15 protein-coding genes are annotated in these 16,809 nt (G+C 63.2%); 4 read left to right on the forward strand and 11 right to left on the reverse strand.

Features of this window, described 5'->3' with window-relative positions; translation table 11 throughout:
- The 6 genes from KHO33_RS30055 to wecB all read right to left on the reverse strand — a co-directional run bounded on the left by KHO33_RS30055 (position 1) and on the right by wecB (position 9,110).
- Entirely contained in the window at positions 1-726 is a 726-nt protein-coding gene (locus KHO33_RS30055; protein WP_054040595.1) for an alginate O-acetyltransferase AlgF, read from the reverse strand.
- 15 nt (positions 727-741) lie between these two features.
- Entirely contained in the window at positions 742-3,411 is a 2,670-nt protein-coding gene (locus tag KHO33_RS30060; protein ID WP_200566515.1) for an NfrA family protein, read from the reverse strand.
- A complete protein-coding gene (locus KHO33_RS30065) occupies positions 3,408-5,630 on the reverse strand; it encodes a glycosyl transferase family protein (protein ID WP_054040597.1) in 2,223 nt (740 codons plus the stop codon). Before KHO33_RS30065 ends, KHO33_RS30060 begins: the two co-directional genes overlap by 4 nt.
- On the reverse strand, positions 5,627-6,556 hold the full coding sequence (locus tag KHO33_RS42275) for a cellulose biosynthesis cyclic di-GMP-binding regulatory protein BcsB (RefSeq protein ID WP_236074721.1): 930 nt from the start codon (positions 6,554-6,556) through the stop codon (positions 5,627-5,629). Before KHO33_RS42275 ends, KHO33_RS30065 begins: the two co-directional genes overlap by 4 nt.
- The gene (locus tag KHO33_RS42280; protein ID WP_234480693.1) at positions 6,496-7,830 is read right to left on the reverse strand and encodes a hypothetical protein; all 1,335 of its coding nucleotides are present in this window, start codon (positions 7,828-7,830) and stop codon (positions 6,496-6,498) included. Before KHO33_RS42280 ends, KHO33_RS42275 begins: the two co-directional genes overlap by 61 nt.
- 83 nt (positions 7,831-7,913) lie before the next feature.
- On the reverse strand, positions 7,914-9,110 hold the full coding sequence (gene wecB, locus KHO33_RS30075) for a non-hydrolyzing UDP-N-acetylglucosamine 2-epimerase (protein WP_054040599.1): 1,197 nt from the start codon (positions 9,108-9,110) through the stop codon (positions 7,914-7,916).
- Between the two features lie 989 nt (positions 9,111-10,099).
- Here wecB and KHO33_RS30080 point away from each other — a divergent pair.
- A complete protein-coding gene (locus KHO33_RS30080; protein ID WP_035551387.1) occupies positions 10,100-10,261 on the forward strand; it encodes a DUF1328 domain-containing protein in 162 nt (53 codons plus the stop codon).
- A 140-nt stretch (positions 10,262-10,401) separates the two neighbouring features.
- Here the strand turns inward: KHO33_RS30080 and KHO33_RS30085 are convergent, their stop codons facing one another.
- Both KHO33_RS30085 and KHO33_RS30090 read right to left on the reverse strand, forming a co-directional pair.
- A complete protein-coding gene (locus tag KHO33_RS30085) occupies positions 10,402-11,031 on the reverse strand; it encodes a GNAT family N-acetyltransferase (protein ID WP_200566516.1) in 630 nt (209 codons plus the stop codon).
- A 141-nt stretch (positions 11,032-11,172) separates the two neighbouring features.
- Complete coding sequence (locus tag KHO33_RS30090; RefSeq protein ID WP_234480694.1) at positions 11,173-12,075, reverse strand: LysR substrate-binding domain-containing protein; 903 nt, start codon at positions 12,073-12,075, stop codon at positions 11,173-11,175.
- Positions 12,076-12,177: 102 nt separating this feature from the next.
- Between KHO33_RS30090 and KHO33_RS30095 the strand changes: the two genes are divergently transcribed.
- Positions 12,178-13,074, forward strand: a complete 897-nt coding sequence (locus KHO33_RS30095; protein WP_200566518.1) for an EamA family transporter — start codon at positions 12,178-12,180, stop codon at positions 13,072-13,074.
- Between the two features lie 43 nt (positions 13,075-13,117).
- Here the strand turns inward: KHO33_RS30095 and rfbC are convergent, their stop codons facing one another.
- Together rfbC and KHO33_RS30105 are read right to left on the reverse strand one after the other, a co-directional pair.
- Entirely contained in the window at positions 13,118-13,669 is a 552-nt protein-coding gene (gene rfbC, locus KHO33_RS30100) for a dTDP-4-dehydrorhamnose 3,5-epimerase (RefSeq protein ID WP_200566519.1), read from the reverse strand.
- Positions 13,670-13,810: 141 nt separating this feature from the next.
- On the reverse strand, positions 13,811-14,806 hold the full coding sequence (locus KHO33_RS30105) for a GlxA family transcriptional regulator (protein ID WP_200566533.1): 996 nt from the start codon (positions 14,804-14,806) through the stop codon (positions 13,811-13,813).
- A 352-nt stretch (positions 14,807-15,158) separates the two neighbouring features.
- Here KHO33_RS30105 and KHO33_RS30110 point away from each other — a divergent pair, with 352 nt between their 5' ends.
- A complete protein-coding gene (locus tag KHO33_RS30110; protein WP_128576694.1) occupies positions 15,159-15,506 on the forward strand; it encodes a hypothetical protein in 348 nt (115 codons plus the stop codon).
- A 62-nt stretch (positions 15,507-15,568) separates the two neighbouring features.
- A complete protein-coding gene (locus KHO33_RS30115; RefSeq protein ID WP_054040604.1) occupies positions 15,569-15,943 on the forward strand; it encodes a hypothetical protein in 375 nt (124 codons plus the stop codon).
- 93 nt (positions 15,944-16,036) lie between these two features.
- Here KHO33_RS30115 and KHO33_RS30120 read toward each other — a convergent pair whose 3' ends face one another.
- Entirely contained in the window at positions 16,037-16,471 is a 435-nt protein-coding gene (locus tag KHO33_RS30120; RefSeq protein ID WP_054040605.1) for a DUF2968 domain-containing protein, read from the reverse strand.
- Between the last annotated feature and the right edge of the window lie 338 nt (positions 16,472-16,809).

The raw sequence follows: 16,809 nt of genomic DNA on the forward strand, positions 1-16,809 counted from the left end.
TCAATTGGCGGCCGGCGGCCACGCAAGCGCATCGCGCGCGCCGCTCAACACCGGTTTTGCCGCATCGCCGGTGACGAACAGGCTGTAGCTGTCGCCGGCCGCGAGCGCCGGCAAGGGCAGCGCCGCGCTCGCCGCCGCGCCGCACTGCCCCACCAGCTTCGCGTTGACCGGATTGATCGCGCGCGTGTCCTGCGCGCCTGCGGCCACTTGCGCGAACACCGTTGGACCGTTGCCGTCCACGCCGATCTTCGCGCTGCAACCAGGCGCGAAATTGAACGCGCGCAAAGTCGCCTTCAATCCATCGACACGCTCATAGCGGCCAACGATCTGCGTCGCATGCCACCCCGTCGCGTCATGGCGCAGCGCGACAGTGACGGCGTCGCCTGCACGGGTCGCTGCTTTTGCCGAACCGGCGGCATCGGCCAGGGCTTTGCCGTCGACCGTGACACGAGCCGCCGTGCCTTGCGTCAGCACGCTAAAGCGCGTGACCGCGCCCGGCGCCAGCGTCTGCGGCGCTTCGCTGCCGGCAAGCGCGACGCGTGCCGCCTGCGACGATGCGTTCAGCACGCGCAGATACGACGCATTGGCGGGCGGCTGCGGTCCATACAGACTCGCGACATCGTCAGCAGCCGCGTGCGCCATACCGGCCGATAGCAGCGCGACTGAGGCAACGGCCACTGCGATTACCGTTGCCAGCTTCGATTTACCCAAGCGGTTTCTTTTCATTTGATTGGTCCGAAGTCAATACGAGTAGATCGCGCCGAAGAACACGCCGCGCGCCCGTTCGTCGCCCGTGATCTTCAGGCGGTACTGCACCGACAGATCGATATACGAGCGCGGTGCGTCATATTTGCTGTCGCGGAACCAGTAACGCGTCGAAATCCCCACGCCGGCGCCGAGCGGAATGCTGTGGTTGATACTCGAGTCGTAGTCCGCGCCGATCACCGCATACGGGAACACGGTCCACTTCGGGCTGTAACGGTCCATGCGGAAGGTGCGGCCCAGTTCGAGATTGGTGGTCGCGTAAACCGATCCCGCGTTCAGATAGGTGCCCGTTTCCGCGTAGACCTGCGCGGTCCACCACGACGGCACGTCCACCCTGCGTTCAATGCCATAGCCGCCCGAATAGGCGAGCCGCGCGAGCCAGTCGGGATTGACCTGCGAGCCGATCGGAATGATCCGTTCGAAGGCGACGATCGCGTCGATCTGCGAGAACGGCTTGGCGCGTGCGCCAACGGTGGCCTGCAAGGTATCGACGCCGCTCGCGCCGCCGTTCTTCACGCCGAAGCTTTCATAGCCGCGTGCGTAGAGTTCGAACATCCGGTCGCCGAGACTGCCGAACGGACGCCAATAGGCTTCGACGCCGGCCTGCCAGTTGTTCGACGTGCCCGGCGTCGGCGACGACGCATAGCCCGGCTGCATGCCCGCGCCGCGATAGTTGAGCGATGCGTCGAAGCCCCAGTTGCGAGTGGCCTCGGCGTGCGCGCTGCGCATCTCGTTCAGTTGCGCCGGCGTGGCCGGCGGCGTGTCGTCCGTTGGCGTGGCGCCGCTTGCGTCGATCGCGCGCTCGAAGTACTGCGCGGCTTCGCGATTGCGGTGCGCCTGGACGGCCGCATAGCCCGCGTCGGCCGCGGCGCTGACCGGCATGGCGCCGGCCTTGTCAGCCATACTGAAGCGCTGGTACGCGACCTTGTTGTTGCCGGCGCGTTGCGCGATATAGGCGGCCGTCATGTCGGGCATGGCGTCGAGCATGCCGGCATCGATCATCTTTTGCGCTTCGCGCGTCGCAGCGGCGTCGTCGCCGGCCGTGCTCAGCGCGTTGATCAACTCCACACGATGCTGCGGATCGTCCGGCGCCCCCTTGACCGCTTCGCGTGCATAGCCGACCGCGCCGGTTTTGTCGTTCGCGGCTGCGGCGGTCGCGGTGGCGCGTGCCGCGGCGAAACCGGCATCGGCGGCGTAGACATCGCAGCTTGCGCCGAACTGATCGACGACGCAGTCGATGACCGGGCGCCGCGCCGGATCGAGCGAGGCCGTTGGGGCGGTCGCTGCGTTCGTTGCGCTCGACGCATTCGGCCCCGCCGAAGCATGCGCCAACAATTGCCGCGCCTGATATCGACGCAGCGCGATCGGCGGATCGGTGTCATCGCGGTTCATCTTCAGCGGCGCAAGCAGATCGAGCGCGCGCTGCGGCTGTCCTTCTGAAATCCACACATCGGCAATGATCACGCGCGCCACGCGCTGGTTGCGCTGGGTCGCGTCGTTGGCGTGCAGCGCCTTGGCGAAGTCCGCCTCGGCTTCCGCGGTCTGACCCTGCGCGGCAAGCGTGTAGCCACGCAGCGCGAGCGGCATGATTTCCGTATCGTCGGCGGCAATCGCCTCACTCGCCGCCGCCTGCACACCGGGCAGATCGTTCGCGGCGAACAGCGCGTCGATCAGCTGGATGCGGTAGCTGACCAGATCCGGCGCATAGGCGACCGCCTCACGTGCGAGTGCGGCGGCCTCCGCATAGTCGCCCTTCTTGCGCGCCGCGAACGATGCACCCGACGACTTCGGCGCCAGACGGCTGCCGATAAAGCTGCGCCTCACACGCAGTTCGTCGTTGTCACCGAAACGCTTGCTTGCAGCGAGATCGGCGTTCCAGGCATCGGTGTCCTGACCGGCCGCGCTCGCCGCGTCGATCAGCAGCAAGCGCAGGCGCAGCAGATCGGGGCGCAACGCGATCGCCTCGTTCGCGTACCTGACCGTGCCCGAAAAATCCTTCGCGGCATACGCCTTGTAGGCCTGCTGCGCGGCTGTCAACGCGGCGCCGGTCAGCGCGTCCGGGTCGCCCGGCTGCTGGCGGCCGGTGCGTGAAGCCGCGCGCGTCGACACGTTCAGCGCGTCGATCTGCTTGCGACGCGAAACCAGCGCCGGATCGCGGCCGATCTGCGCGATCGCGTCGCCGAGCGAGCGGCTCGCTTCGCTATAACGGCGTTGTGCGGCAAGCGCGTTGGCGAGCAAGACTCGCAGCGACACGACATCGGGACGTTGGCGAACCGCCTCGCGCGCTCGCGTGATTGCGCCGGTGTAGTCGCCGCGTCCATAGGCGGTATAGGCGTCCTGTGCCACGCGATAGGCGGCGCCGCTCAACGGCAGCGTATTGTGTTCGGATGAGGTCGCTGCAGCGCTCTGCGCAAACGTCGCCGCGCTGCTCAAGCACAACGCGCCGGCCACCATTGCAGCGGTAATGCCACGCAACGTGAACGCTGAAGCCGCGATCGAAGCCGTAGTTAAAGTCGCCGTTGAAGCTGTCGTCGAAGCCGTCGTTGCAGCGCACGCGGAAGCGGACGCCACCGTCGAGCCAGAAGCCGAATTTGCCAAAGAAGCACGCGCCATCCACGCACGCCGGAAGAAAAAAGAATCGCTCATTCGGATGCCGCCAGAGCGCCCTGAAGGCGGCGCTGTTGCTCAATTACGTTCTCAAGTGCGGCACGCGAGATCACACCGCGCGCCACCATGTAGTCGCCGATGCGGCCGTGGCGATCCGGGCGATAATCCTGCATCGCCGCTTCAAAGGCCTCGCGTCGCACGTGGCCATGCTCGATCAGCAGATCGCCGATCAGCGGCACGCTGCGCGGCGGCACCGGCTCGACGCCGCCGGCCGACGATGCGCCCGCTGACGCACCTTGCGCGGCACCCGTCGGTCCCGCCTGCCCACCCTCGCCTGCCGGCGCCGCGATCTCGACACCACGCAATACGCGCAACCCCGCGGCGATCTCGCCCTCACGAACGATCTCCTGCACGACCACGCCACCGACCAACCCGCTCAGTTCCGCGACCACCGGTTCGGCGAGCGGACTCGCGGTCAGCAGAATCGTGCGGCCGCCTGCGGCGTCAGCCTGCGGCAACACGCGATGGCGCACGATCGCTTCGAGCGGCAATCGCGCGGCGTCGTCCTTGATGCGTTCGAGCACCACGTGGCCACGCGGCAAATCTGACTGGAAGGCAATCGCTTCCGCGAGGGTTTCCTCGTCGAGCCACCCCTTGGCCATCAGCACGCGACCGAGTGGCGCTTCACGCGCATGGCTTTCGCCGAGCGCCTGTTCGAGCTTGTCCGGATCGATGGCCTGCCACGACAGCAGCAGTTCCCCCAAACGCTGACGGCGATTATTAAATCCATCGGCGGACGGGAAGTCATGCATGGTCTTGTCCCATGCCAGCCGCTTGCCGGTCACGAGATGCGTGAGGAACATCTTCCACGCACGCGAGACAGCCATGAAGTTGATGAAGTTGCCCACCACCATGCGCGGCACGGCCAGCACGCCGTGCTCCCAGCCGTACAGACGGGTCACGAAATAGATCCGCTGCCCCACGCGCAACAGCAACGCACAACCGTTGGCCCACAGCAGCGCTTGCAACCAGGGCGAATCGGCGAACGGCGAAGCGATCAGCTCCGGCATCCAGCCGAGCAGATCGGCGCCGGCGAAAAGTAGAAACTGAATCACCAGCGCATACGCGATGATGCCGACGAACGCGGTGACAATGCCTTTACGGTCACGGAACAACAAATAGCGATTGGCGAACGAGCCGCTCCAGCCGGTCTGCTTCCACCCTTGCAATCCGATGCCGAGCGTCCAGCGCGCACGCTGCCGGTAGGCGGTGCGGAACGTATCGGGAAAGAATTCGCGCACGCACAGCGGCATCGTCACGGTGATGTCGCGTTCCTTGCCGAAGCCGAACCACGACTTGCGGCGCGTCGCGAATTGCACCGGGAAGCGCGCGAAAATCGATTGCATGCCCATCTTGCCCAGACGCGCGCCGACGTCGTAGTCCTCGGTGAGGCTTTCGGTGTTGAACGGCTGGCTATCGGTCTCGGCGATCAGCGCAAGCAACGCGCGCCGCGAGAAACACGTGCCCACGCCCGCGGACGGCACCGAACCCACGAGGCTCTCGCGCACCACCAGATCCTTCGCGTGCCATTCGGCGAACTCGTCCATATAGGTGCCGGCCACGAGTTCGAACCAGTTGCGTTCGAGCGAGGCCACCGGCAACTGGATCATGTCCTTGCGCGGCAGCAGGTAGTTGAAAAAGCGCAACTCGACCGGATGCAGCACGTCTTCGCTATCGTGCAACACGACGCCCGCGAACTCGATGCCGGCTTCTTTTTCGTGCTTGAAGATCGCCTGAATCACCCAGTTCAGACAGTCGGCCTTGCAGGTGGGACCGTCGTGCGGCACTTCCACGCGACGCAGCTGTTTATAGCGGCGGCGCATCCGTTCGACTTCGGCGATAGTCTGCGGGTCGTTCTGATAAGTGCCGACGAACACCACATAGTTGCGGTAGTCCATCACCCGCACCATGTCTTCGATCATTGCCGCAACCACGTCGTACTCGTGCCACGCGGGCACCATGATCGCGATCGGCTGCTCGTCGCGCTGATACAACTGCGCGCTGGTGAGCGGCTTGTAGGCGCGCTGCACCGTGAAGTGGCGATAGAGCGTGCGGGTCCAGTACCAGAGATCGATGAACAGATCGTCGAGGCTGGACAGCAGGATGATGAACGCCACCAGCGCCGCGACGTATTCGAGCCCCTGGTAATAGTGAGCTACCGCGTAGCTCACATACCATTTGATTGACGCGAAGCTCACGACTTGTCCTGATTCCTGCGGCGCGCCACGTTGGCGACCAGCAGCAATACGATCAGCAAAGCGACGAGGCCTGCCGGGATGCCCCAGCGTACCCAGGTCTGCATGAACCACGGGCCTTGCACGTCCTCTGCGTCGATTACTTCGCCCGGATGACGCGTATCGAACTGGCGCAATGTGCCGCTGCCGTCGACGATCGCGACGTCGCCACGCGTCAGTTGCAGCGATGCCGGCAGAATCGCCGCCGTATCGCCCACCGTGCGATACACGATGCCCGATACGCTGCCCGACTGGACCGCTTCGATCACGCCGACGCGGTTCAAACCCGAAATGTCCGCCAGCATCTTGCCGGACGCATCGGTGAGCGACAGACGGTCTTTCGACAGACGAGCGAGGCTTTTCTCATCGGCAAGCTTGACGTCGGCTGCAAGGAAAGCGCCCTGCGGGCTCACCGCTTCGCCGTCACGCGCGACGCTGAAGGCCGCACGGGTCGGCGCGATGCCGCTCGCGTTGGCGAGACGCGCGACGCGCGACAGCACTTGCGTGGCGTCGTTCAGATACGAGGCCGGCACGATCACATTCGCTTCCGACGCGAAACGCGCCACCATGCCGGTGAAGTCGTCGCCGACTTTCGCATCGGTCAGCGTCAAATGGCTGCTCGGCAGCACGGCAATCGGATGGCCCTGACCGCGCGCCTGGCAGCCGCCTTCCGGTTGACGCTGGAACACCACGCGCAGCAGGTTGTTCGGGGCGAGCGCGTAATGCGGCACGCGCGCGGTGATGCGCTGCGGTTTGCCGTTGGCGGTCAGCAATTGCGAGCCGATCAGCACGTCGTTGAAATAGATCGAGGCGGTTTGCGCGGTGTTGTTCAGCGTCGGCGATGCGGCGACGTCGAGCACCACGGTGCCCGGCAACTTACCGTTACCCAATGCGCGCCCAGATCAAAACTCGCGTCCCAGGTGGCGCGGCCCTGCACGTCAAGCGTGCGCGGCTGGCCGCCCAGCAGCGCCAAGGCGATTTCGTCGCCACGCGTGTTCGGTGCCGTGTCGATCTGATGAACCACGAGACGGCTCGTCACGTCGATCGGACGCCAGGAGCGCGCGAGAACCGCGACGCCGTCGTTATCGCTGACCACGATCGCGGTCTGGCCACCAAGGTGAGCGAGGCGCACTTCGCCCGCGGCGAGCGGCTTCGCGATCGGATCGATCGCGCGGGCACGCCATGCGTCGAATGCCTCGGTTGCGCCGGGCGCGGAGCTAGCGACCTGTTCGCGCAGGGCATCGAGGGAAGTCTTCAGCGTGTTGCGCACCGTGTCGTCGGCGACGATCACGTCCGGCGCGAACGCCGAGCGCGGCGTGAGTGCGATCAAGGCGCCCGCTTCCGCCGGGTTCGCCAGCTTGTGCGAACCGCCCGCGGCCAGCGCCGCAAAAGCCGGAATCGCGCGCAGCGGCGCCGGCACTTCGGTGTCACCCAGATCGACAGTGTCGCCCACCGCCGGCCACGTGCGCGTTGCAGGCGTGCGGCCTTCGCGTTGAAGTAGCGCTTCGACGCGCCAGCCTGCGTCGAACGCCGGTGCCGCGAGCGTGTTCGCGCCGAGCATCACCACCGGTTTTTGCGGCAAGGCGCTCCACGCGCTGCGCAGATCGACGATCGCATCCGGGTCGTAGCGATAGGTCAGGCGCGAAGTCGGCGCGATGCGCCAGACGTTGCCGATCGCGGTCTGATCGGTACAGACGTTATCGCTCAGCACCGACGACCAGTCGAGGCCCACGCGCACGAACCCGCTCGGCCGCGCCGCGCCGTCCACGCCGAGATTCGCGGAGGCATCGCCCTGGTCCTGCGCCGGGCTGCGCGAGAGAACCGGCGAGCCGTCGAGCGACACCAGCATGGTCGTGCGGCCGCCGTTGCCGCGCAGATAGCTGCCGTCGATCTGCAAGGCCGCGTCACTCAACGGCACGCCGGCCGGCACGGGCAGATACAGTTCCTGACGGCCTTCCGGTGCCCGCAGCACGACCGGATCGCGCATGCCCAGGTCGGTGAGCGACACCGTGCGCGTAGCGAGACGGCCGCTGCCGAGTTGCGCGAAGCTGCCGGCGACGTCGGCCGGCTGTTGAGCATGGGCCGTCGAGGCGAGCAACAGCAGCGCCGCAAGTACATTCAGACGGGGGCGCGTGAGGCGGCGCATGGGCGTATTGGAGGTCACGGTGTCTTTTCTCTTGATTGGCGCGCAAACACTAAAGCTGATTCGCACTGCATGGATTGTCTGGAACTGCGGCCCGTGCGGCGTTATTGCACGGCTTGCGCGCGCTTCACGTGCGGCGCCTGCCCGGCCCCACCGATGCCTCCGCTCACGAACTCGTGGAACGGACGCCCGGTCAACGCTGCGACGATCCGTTGCGATGCCTGGCCGTCGCCGTATGGGTTGACGCGATGCGCGAAATCGTCGCGCTCGCCCGCGTCGTGGAGCAAGCCCGTCACCGCGCGGACGATCGCTTCGCGCTCCGTGCCGACGAGGCGCACCGTGCCGGCCGCCACCGCTTCCGGACGCTCGGTCACGTCGCGCATCACCAGCACCGGTTTGCCGAGCGCGGGAGCTTCTTCCTGCACGCCACCGGAGTCGGTGAGAATGATCGAGGCGCGCTGCATCAGACGCACAAAACCCAAATAGTCGAGCGGATCGATCAGATGCACGTTGCGCGCTGTGCCGAGGGTTTCCTGCACCGGGCCGCGTACATTCGGATTCAGGTGCACCGGATAGACGATCTGGACCCGGTTAGTCCTGGCCAGCTCCGCGAGTGCCGCGCAGATGTTCGCGAAGCCCGCACCGAAGCTCTCACGGCGATGGCCCGTGACGAGCAACACCGGCAGTGCGCCGTCGAGGAACGGCAGGCGCGCGTCGAGTTCGGCGCGCAGTGCCGCGTCGTTGTCGATGCGCGCGGTAGTGAGGTTCAGTGCGTCGATCACCGTATTGCCGGTCACGATGATCTTGCCGTGCAGTGCTTCGTGGGCGAGGTTCTCTTTCGAGCTCGCGGTGGGCGCGAACATCAGATCGCTCATGACGTCGACCACGCGACGATTCATTTCCTCCGGCCACGGCTGCATCAGGTTGCCGGTACGCAGACCCGCTTCGACATGACCGATCGGGATCCGCCGATGAAACGAGGCCAACGCTGCCGCGGACGCGGTGGTCGTATCGCCGTGCACCAGCACACGATCCGGCTGAACGCTTGCGAGCACGTCATCGAGCGACGCGATGAGACGCGAAGCCAGACCGTTGAGCGTCTGGTTGCCGGTCATCAGCGCGAGATTGTGATGCGGCTTGATCTGGAACAGGTCGAGTACCTGATCGAGCATCTGCTGATGCTGGCCTGTCACGCAGACTACCGACTCGATGCCGGCGTCAGCTTCCAGTTGTTTGACCAGCGGCGCCATTTTGATGGCTTCCGGCCGCGTGCCGAAAATCGACAGAATCCTCGTTGGCATATGTCCTCGATCTTTATTTGAATGTTTTATTGGCGGCAGGGCGATGCAAGGCACGCGTTAATATCGCACCCCCATATTTACCGATCTGACTTGCCCGTCGCCGATAATTCCCGGCAGTTCCCATATACGCCGGGAACAATCGATCGGATTCAATAACTGCCGACTGGATTCACGTGAGCGCCGTTTGAACAAGCGGCCATTGATGGTGAATCGACGCGCATTCTAACGCGGATTTCGCCTTATCTCACAATGGATTTCCCCTATCGGGCGCGCCCGCGGCAGCGCACCGCAGCCATGAAAGGGGACTTTTGCCGACGAAGCCGGGGGATTAAGCCGGCGCAAACGTTTTCCGAATGTTTATGAAAGCGTTAAATTTTAGCCAATCATTTTTAAAATCTGTAAATGTTAAATTCGAATTAACAGTTTCCTGGGTTCATTTTCGCAAGTGGAATAGCCCGTCGATTAAGGCTGCGCAAACGTTATCGGCGAATTGGAGGCGGTGCGGGCAATATCATGAACTACTCGTTCAAATTGACCGTGTGTCTCACTTGCTGGATTAATGGTCCGACTTCCGTCGGCGGCTTGGAGAGTTGCCACTCGGCGAATAGGCGGATGCCGTGCTGTTGCAGCAACGCGACAGTGACGCCGGCGGCGGGATGGGTTTTGCTGTGGAGCGTGCCCGTTCAGCACGCGCTGAATTCCCCAGGATAAAGCCAATTACGAGCCGAACGAATCGGCATAGATCAATCGCTTCATAAGGGTTCCGAATTATATGAGGCGGCATGACGAAGCGCGTTTCCAGCACGCGTTCGAAGATCATCAGTTGATTGAGTTTCGGCTCGCGGATCAGGAGCGCCGCTGTTCGTCCTGCCGTTGGGCACATCTATTGCTGTATATCGCTCGCCGGCAACAACCCGTCAAAGCACGCAGTGCCCACAACGAGTAGCCGTTTTCAACTTCGATCCAGCAATCCATCGGTGGGAGGCCCCATGCTTCGATACGCTGTAATCTTCTTCATCATCGCGATCATCGCCGCGGTATTCGGCTTCGGCGGCATTGCCGCAGGCGCAACGGAAATCGCCAAGGTCCTGTTCTTCATCTTCGTGGTGATCTTCCTCGTCACCTTGCTGATGGGCGTGATGCGACGTTGACCGCCGCATCGAACAGCTAAGAAGAAACACCCGCCCCGATGCGAGGATCGGCAGCGCGTTGCAATACTTGCCACACGGTATTGCAATAGTTGCTGCCCGCATCGGGGTTTTTATCGCCAGCGCACCTCAGCGCACCTTCCTCACGCCGCGCGCGCGATCCTCGTCGGCACAGTCAACCTATGCGACCAGTTCGCGAGCGTGCGCGTCGCCACCGGTGGTTTGCTCAAGATCGCGCTGTCGTAGTGCTTTCCGTCAAAGCGCACGAAATCGACAATGCGAAACCCCTGCCCTCTGTAAAACGCAATCAGGTGTGCAGCCGGTTGCGGCGTATCGAGCGCGAGCTCCGCATAGCCGCGCGTCGCGGCCCAGTGATCGGCGAAAGCGATCAACAGCGTACCGATGCCACGCGCTTGCCACACCGGCTCCACGCCGAACTGACGCAAGCTGGCAATATCGTCGCGGCGGTATAGATCGCACAACGACTCACGGTCCGGCGCATACAGCGTCATCGTGCCGACAATGCGTCCTTCGCAGACCGCCACATAGCAATCGCCCCGCATCGCGCGTGAGCGTGTCGTCTCCACCGTTTGATCCACACAGGTGCAATTCAGCCCCATCGAACCGAGTCGGGTGAAAGCACGATGCAGCAGCGCGGTCAATGCAACATACGAATCGCGCGACGGATCGAAGCGGCGCAGTTCGACACGGCCCACGCCGTGACAGACGTAATCGATACGGACGGATTGCTGCGTCGTTGCACGTCGCTTCACGTTGAGCACCTCGCGCTATCAAGATGCACGAAGTGTAGATTTCACGCGTAGGCGTCTCAAGAAAAAATGTCGTAAAAACTCACATGGGATGAGCGTGCCGACGTGCCTGCCAGTAGGTTGCCGGCACAGCTTGCCCACGCCCTAGCCTGCCGGCATCACAAGCGGCTCGCTCTCCCGCAAACCAAGATGCAATTCCTCGCACAGGAACGTCTGCAACGTCTGCACAGCGGCCGCCTGCGCACCGGAGACCGGGCGCATGAAGAGTCCGAAATCGGCGGTCGGCGCATCGGGCAATCCATCGGCCTGACCGAGCACGCGCATCGACTCCGAGCGGATATTGCCGTCGAGCAGCACCGACACACCCAGCCCCGCTTCCACGGCCGACTGCACCGCCGGCAAACTGGTGCTGGTGCACACAATGCACCATGCAATTCCCGCGCGCCGCAGCGCCGTCAACACCTGTTGTTGCCACAGACACGCGCCGCCGAACGCAACCACCGGCAGCACGGCGTCACCGTCACGGCTAAACCCGCGCGCGCCGACCCAGAAGAGCGGCTGCGTCCATGTCAGCAGCGGCACCGCGTCGACCAGCGCTGGGTCTCCCACCACCACGTCGAGGCCGCCGTCCGCAAGCCGGCTCGACAATGCCGAACTGGTATCGACGACGATCTCCAGCGCCACCTGCGGATAAGCGATCGAAAAGCGCCGCAGCGCGCGCGGCAGCCGACCAACCGCGATGTCTTCCAGCATGCCGAGCCGCACCGTGCCGGACACCTGTCCTGCGCTCAGCGCCCGCCGCGCATCAGCGCCCGCGCCGAGGATCGTATGCGCGAACGGCAGCAGCAGATGTCCCGCCTCGGTGAGTTGCACGCCACGCGGCGAGCGGTCGAGCAACCGCTGCCCCAACTCCTCTTCGAGCCGGCGCAATTGCATGCTCACCGCCGCCTGGGTGCGCGCAAGGCGGGCCGCCGCCACACCCACGGCGCCGGTTTCCGCCACGGTGACGAACGCGCGCAGGAGACTGCTGTCGATATCTCGGGTCATCACGTTTCTTGAAGTGGTCATAAGAAATATCAACTTATCTTAATACCGCCTGCACCGATAAGATAGCTTCCACCCCATCCGAAGAGCGGTCACGAGGCCAAGATGCAGGACACCACCATCAAACCCGCGCGGAATCCTGTGCCAGCACCAGCATCCGTGAAGCCCGTCAGTGCCGCAGCCGGCGCAGCGCTCCTGTGCGTGCTGTCGATGTCGAGCGTGCAGTTCGGCGCCGCGCTCTCCGCACCGACGATGGCTGAGTACGGCTCGCTCAGCACCACCTGGTTGCGTCTTTGCTGGGCGGCCGTCGTGCTTGCGTTGCTGGTGCGCCCGCGTTTCTTCACCTACTCGCGCTCGCATTGGCTCGCGGCCGGTGCGTTGGGAGCCGCGATGGCCGGCATGACGCTGTGCTTTTTCGCGGCGCTTCAGCGGATTCCACTGGGGCTCGCCGTCGCGATCGATTTTCTTGGACCGCTCGCCGTCGCGACTTTCGCGGTGCCCCGCGCGCGAGCACTACTGTGGCCGGCCCTGGCGATTGCCGGCGTGCTGCTGCTCTCGCGCGATCGCGCAGGCTGGATCGGCGAACCGTTCGGCGTATTGCTCGCGTTCGGGGCCGCACTCGGCTGGGGCAGCTATATCGTGCTGATGAAAAAGATCGGCACGGTGTTCGCCGGCCTTGAAGGATTGTCGGTGTCGCTGATTGCAGCGGCACTGGTTGCCACGCCGTTCGGCTTCGCGCAAAGCGGCATCCACATCGCCGCGGGACAGATCGCCGCAACCGCGGGCCTCGCATTGCTGGTCCCGCTATTACCCTATGCGCTGGAAATGGTGGCGTTACGGCACATGCCGGCCGCATCGTTCGGGATACTGATGAGTGTCGAACCGGCGATCGGCGCGCTGGCCGGCTTCGTGGTGCTGCATCAACCGATGGGTATCCTGCAGATCGCAGGCACGCTGCTGGTGGTTGCGGCGAGCGTGGGCGCCGTGGTGGCGACTCGCTGAACGAACGCCGTTGAATCGCTGCGTGCGTGTGCGTGCGCAGCCCTCAGGCGATATTTTCCGCTTCGTAAAGACGCCGGCCCGCTGCGTCCTTCGCGCCGAGGATCGGCTCGATTTCAATTGGCCAGTCGATCCCGATGTCAGGATCGCTCCACAAGATGCAGCGCTCGAGTTCGGGGAACCAGTATTCGGTGGTCTTCCACAGGCATTCGGCGACGTCGGACAGCACAACGAAACCGTGTGCGAAACCCGGCGGCACCCACACCTGCCGATGATTAGCCGCGCTCAGGTGTGCGCCGCTCCACTTCCCGAAGGTCGGCGAATTGAGCCGCACGTCCACGGCGACGTCGAACACCTCCCCCACCACCACGCGCACGAGGCGACCTTGCGGCCGATGCACCTGATAGTGCAAGCCGCGCAACACACCACGCACTGCCCGTAAATGACGGTCTTGCACGAAATTGAAACCGTGCGAGACGTCGTCGGCAAACTCATCCGCGCTGAAGCTTTCGAAACAGAAGCCAAATTCGTCGCAAAACACCTCGGGCTCGATGAGTTTCACCTCCGGAAATGCTGTCGCCATTACCTTGTTGCCCATGGCCACTATGCTCGTAAGAAGGCCGCCAGGAGAAAACGCGACTGCCGACGCACGCATCGTTACATACGCCGCTGCGCACGCCGTTGCACACGCACCCGTCCGCTCTGAGTTGCACCGTCTGTCTGCACGGTGTGTCCAAGCTTACGCCTCTGTCGCCACCCGGCTGCGCGCGCGATATTCGGTGGGCGACAGCGCCATACGCTTGCGGAATATCTTCGCGAGGCGATCGCCATTGCCGGTGCCGCTGCGGCGCGCGATCTTGTCGACCGGTAATTCGGTTTCAGTCAGGAAGTTGCAGGCAATACGCAACCGCACCTGCAGCAGATAGTCAGAAGGCGTGACCTGCATTTCATGCTTGAAGCGCCGCAGAAAATTGCGCTCACTCATCGCCGCCACTTGCGCTGCGTCGGCAACCGACACCGAACGATCGCAATTCGCCTCCATCCAGCGCGCGGCGGCCCGGATTTTCTCGGCGACGCTGAGTGTGCCGCCCTCAGCCGGTAGTGGCACCCAGGTCGCGGCCATACCGGGCATCACCCGATCGGCGACGCTGCGCGCGAGCTCCGCACCAAGATCGCGCTTGATGAACATCAGCGCGCTACGTGCGCAGTCGTTACGATCGTTGGCGGCGCTGCGCACGGCATCGGCGGTGGCACTGCCCAGATAGCGATTCACCTGCAGACCGTCGTGCTCCGCGGGCCCCGCTGCTTCCAGCACGAGACGGCCCTCGCCGATCGTCTCGATCGCACGGGTGCGCGTTTGCACCGATCGCAGCCAGCCCAGCAAGCGTTCGTCGAGCGCGGCCTCATGTGCGCCGTAGCCGCCTGCGATGAACAGCACGTCGAAACCGCTGCCATAACGTGTGTCGATACGGTCGGTCCAGATCCGCGCCGACGAAGAACTCGCGACGCTGCCCCCGTCCATCGACAGAAACTGCACTTCGTAAGGCGGCTCTTCGCCAGCCCTCGAGCCCGAGAGTTCATTGGCGGTCTGGAACATCTCCACCACCGTGCCAGGCCCGAGCAGCCAGAAACCGTCGAACAGCAACACGCCGATTCGCCGCGCTGCACTACGCACGTTCAGCGTCGGCGCATGTAACCAGGTAATCCTCGCAGTATCCAGATGCAAGTGCGGCATGATCTTCCCCAAGCTGTCGTACATTGTGGACCCCGCTGCCCCGTCGGCCGGACGATATGGACGAATTGAATTACGGCGGATGAAAACCACCGGCAACGCCGCTTAACGGATTAAGCGTGATGTTAGCCGAATGCCGCGCTATAGTAAATTTGAAAAACAAATCCGTATTGAGAAATTCGATGTATGACGAAAAACATTATTGTGTGTTTCATATGACTGCCGGCATATGAGCCGGCATAGCGACGGGCCGTAGCGGCCTCGCGACCACCAGAAGCTCGAAGAACCTTGCACAGAGCCACGTTCGAGGCTCCAACTCGGGCGCGCCGACGTAGCACGGCTTGTCGGATTCGCGATGGCGATTCATCGAAATCACATACAGAAATGTTTCAAACGTGAAATCGAAACCTCGCAAATAATGAACATTCAATCAGGCTTTTATTCGCAAATCGGGAATTTATCGGCGGTGCCAATGCGGCAAACCGCACACTTATCGAAACATTCCCGATTAAGCATTTCGACACTAATTTCCCATACGGCTAAAAATGTTTCTATATTGAAACATCCGGCTTTTTTACATATGACCAATGCGCCGGTCATTGGTCTGGATGCAGGAAAAACATCAGACGATTGTGCGTTGCGGCGGGAATCGTGCCAGGCGGTTTCCTTAAACAAAGTTTCATCCCTTGATCGTGCTCTTTAAGACCTGGTTAAGAGAGGCGGCGCCATAATTTGCCCACCGTGAGAGCAGGAAGGAGCAGAGATATGTCGCACCCCATGAGCATCGAGAGAGTCAACGAATACGGACAGAACGCCGTTCGCATCGCCATCGAGGACCGTGCGGTACTGCTCGAAGCGGCGGATCTGGACGCCGTGATCGAGCACCTCAGCGCGATGCGCGCCACGATGCGCCCGGAAGTACCGAAGGAACCCCTGCGCACCCATCAGTACGTGATTGAAATCGATCCGTGCTGGCACGCCGAAAAACATCCGCTGCACGACGGCGCCGTGCTGTTCCTGCGGCATTCGGGCTTGGGCTGGGCTGGCTTTGCACTCCCCACCGAAAGTCTTGCCAGGCTGCATCACGCGTTGACCCAGCAACTGGAAGCCTCGCTCGAAGTACACGGCATGCTTAATTGAATCGGCTGAACCGGCTGGATCAGCCGACTCAGCCGGTTCGCGAGCGGCCGCCGCTTGTTGCGTTTCGCGTAGCGCAGCGTTTCAGAGTGCGCGTCAGCGATTCGATATGCGCGGAATGCCTTCGTTGTTCGCCGCCTTGAGCTGCTGAACCTGCCTGAGCGTCTTGTTCAACTGGGCCTGCGCGGCCACGCGCTGCGCCTCGATCTGCCCGATCTCCCCGCGCAATTGACGCTGCCGGTTTGTTACCAGCTGGGATAGCGTGTTGTTTCGTTCGAGATCGCTGCGTAGTCGTTCAGCCTGCGCTTCCGATTGCGCGGTCATGCGCGACAGGCGTTCGTTGTGCGCCTCGAGCACTGCAATGTCGGCCATCTGGAGCGTGTGTCTGCCCTGCGGTGACGGCATCACGGGTACTGCCCGCAACGGAGTAACGGGTTGCGGCGACTCGGCAGCGAGATCTTCATCCGCGTCTAGTGGGGCCTTGTCTTCAGGCGTGGCAAGTTCGGCGCCTAGCGGGACAACATGCGACATCGGGGCTGCGGTAATGACACCCCACCGGTTCCATAGGTTTTTCAAGGCGAATTCTCCGGTTGCGGCAAGTCTCTTCCGTCCATAGTCGGGTGACCGAGTTCGTCATGCCTCACCGTCACCACGCTTGCGCAAAAGCAATTCAGCTTGTTCTATTTCATGCGAACAGACGTTTGCGTCCCCTTCCCATTCATATGCCCAACCCTGGCCGGATTCGCTTTCTACGAATTTGACCGGTTAGAGGGTCAACTCGCGCGGCAAAAGCAAAGAGAGCGAGAAGGAGGAACGGAACACAAATCAGAAGGACGATGTACACAACTTTTCCCGCAGCCAGGAAGCGA

Source organism: Paraburkholderia nemoris (assembly GCF_905221015.1).
In the GTDB taxonomy this organism is placed as follows: Bacteria; Pseudomonadota; Gammaproteobacteria; order Burkholderiales; family Burkholderiaceae; genus Paraburkholderia; species Paraburkholderia nemoris.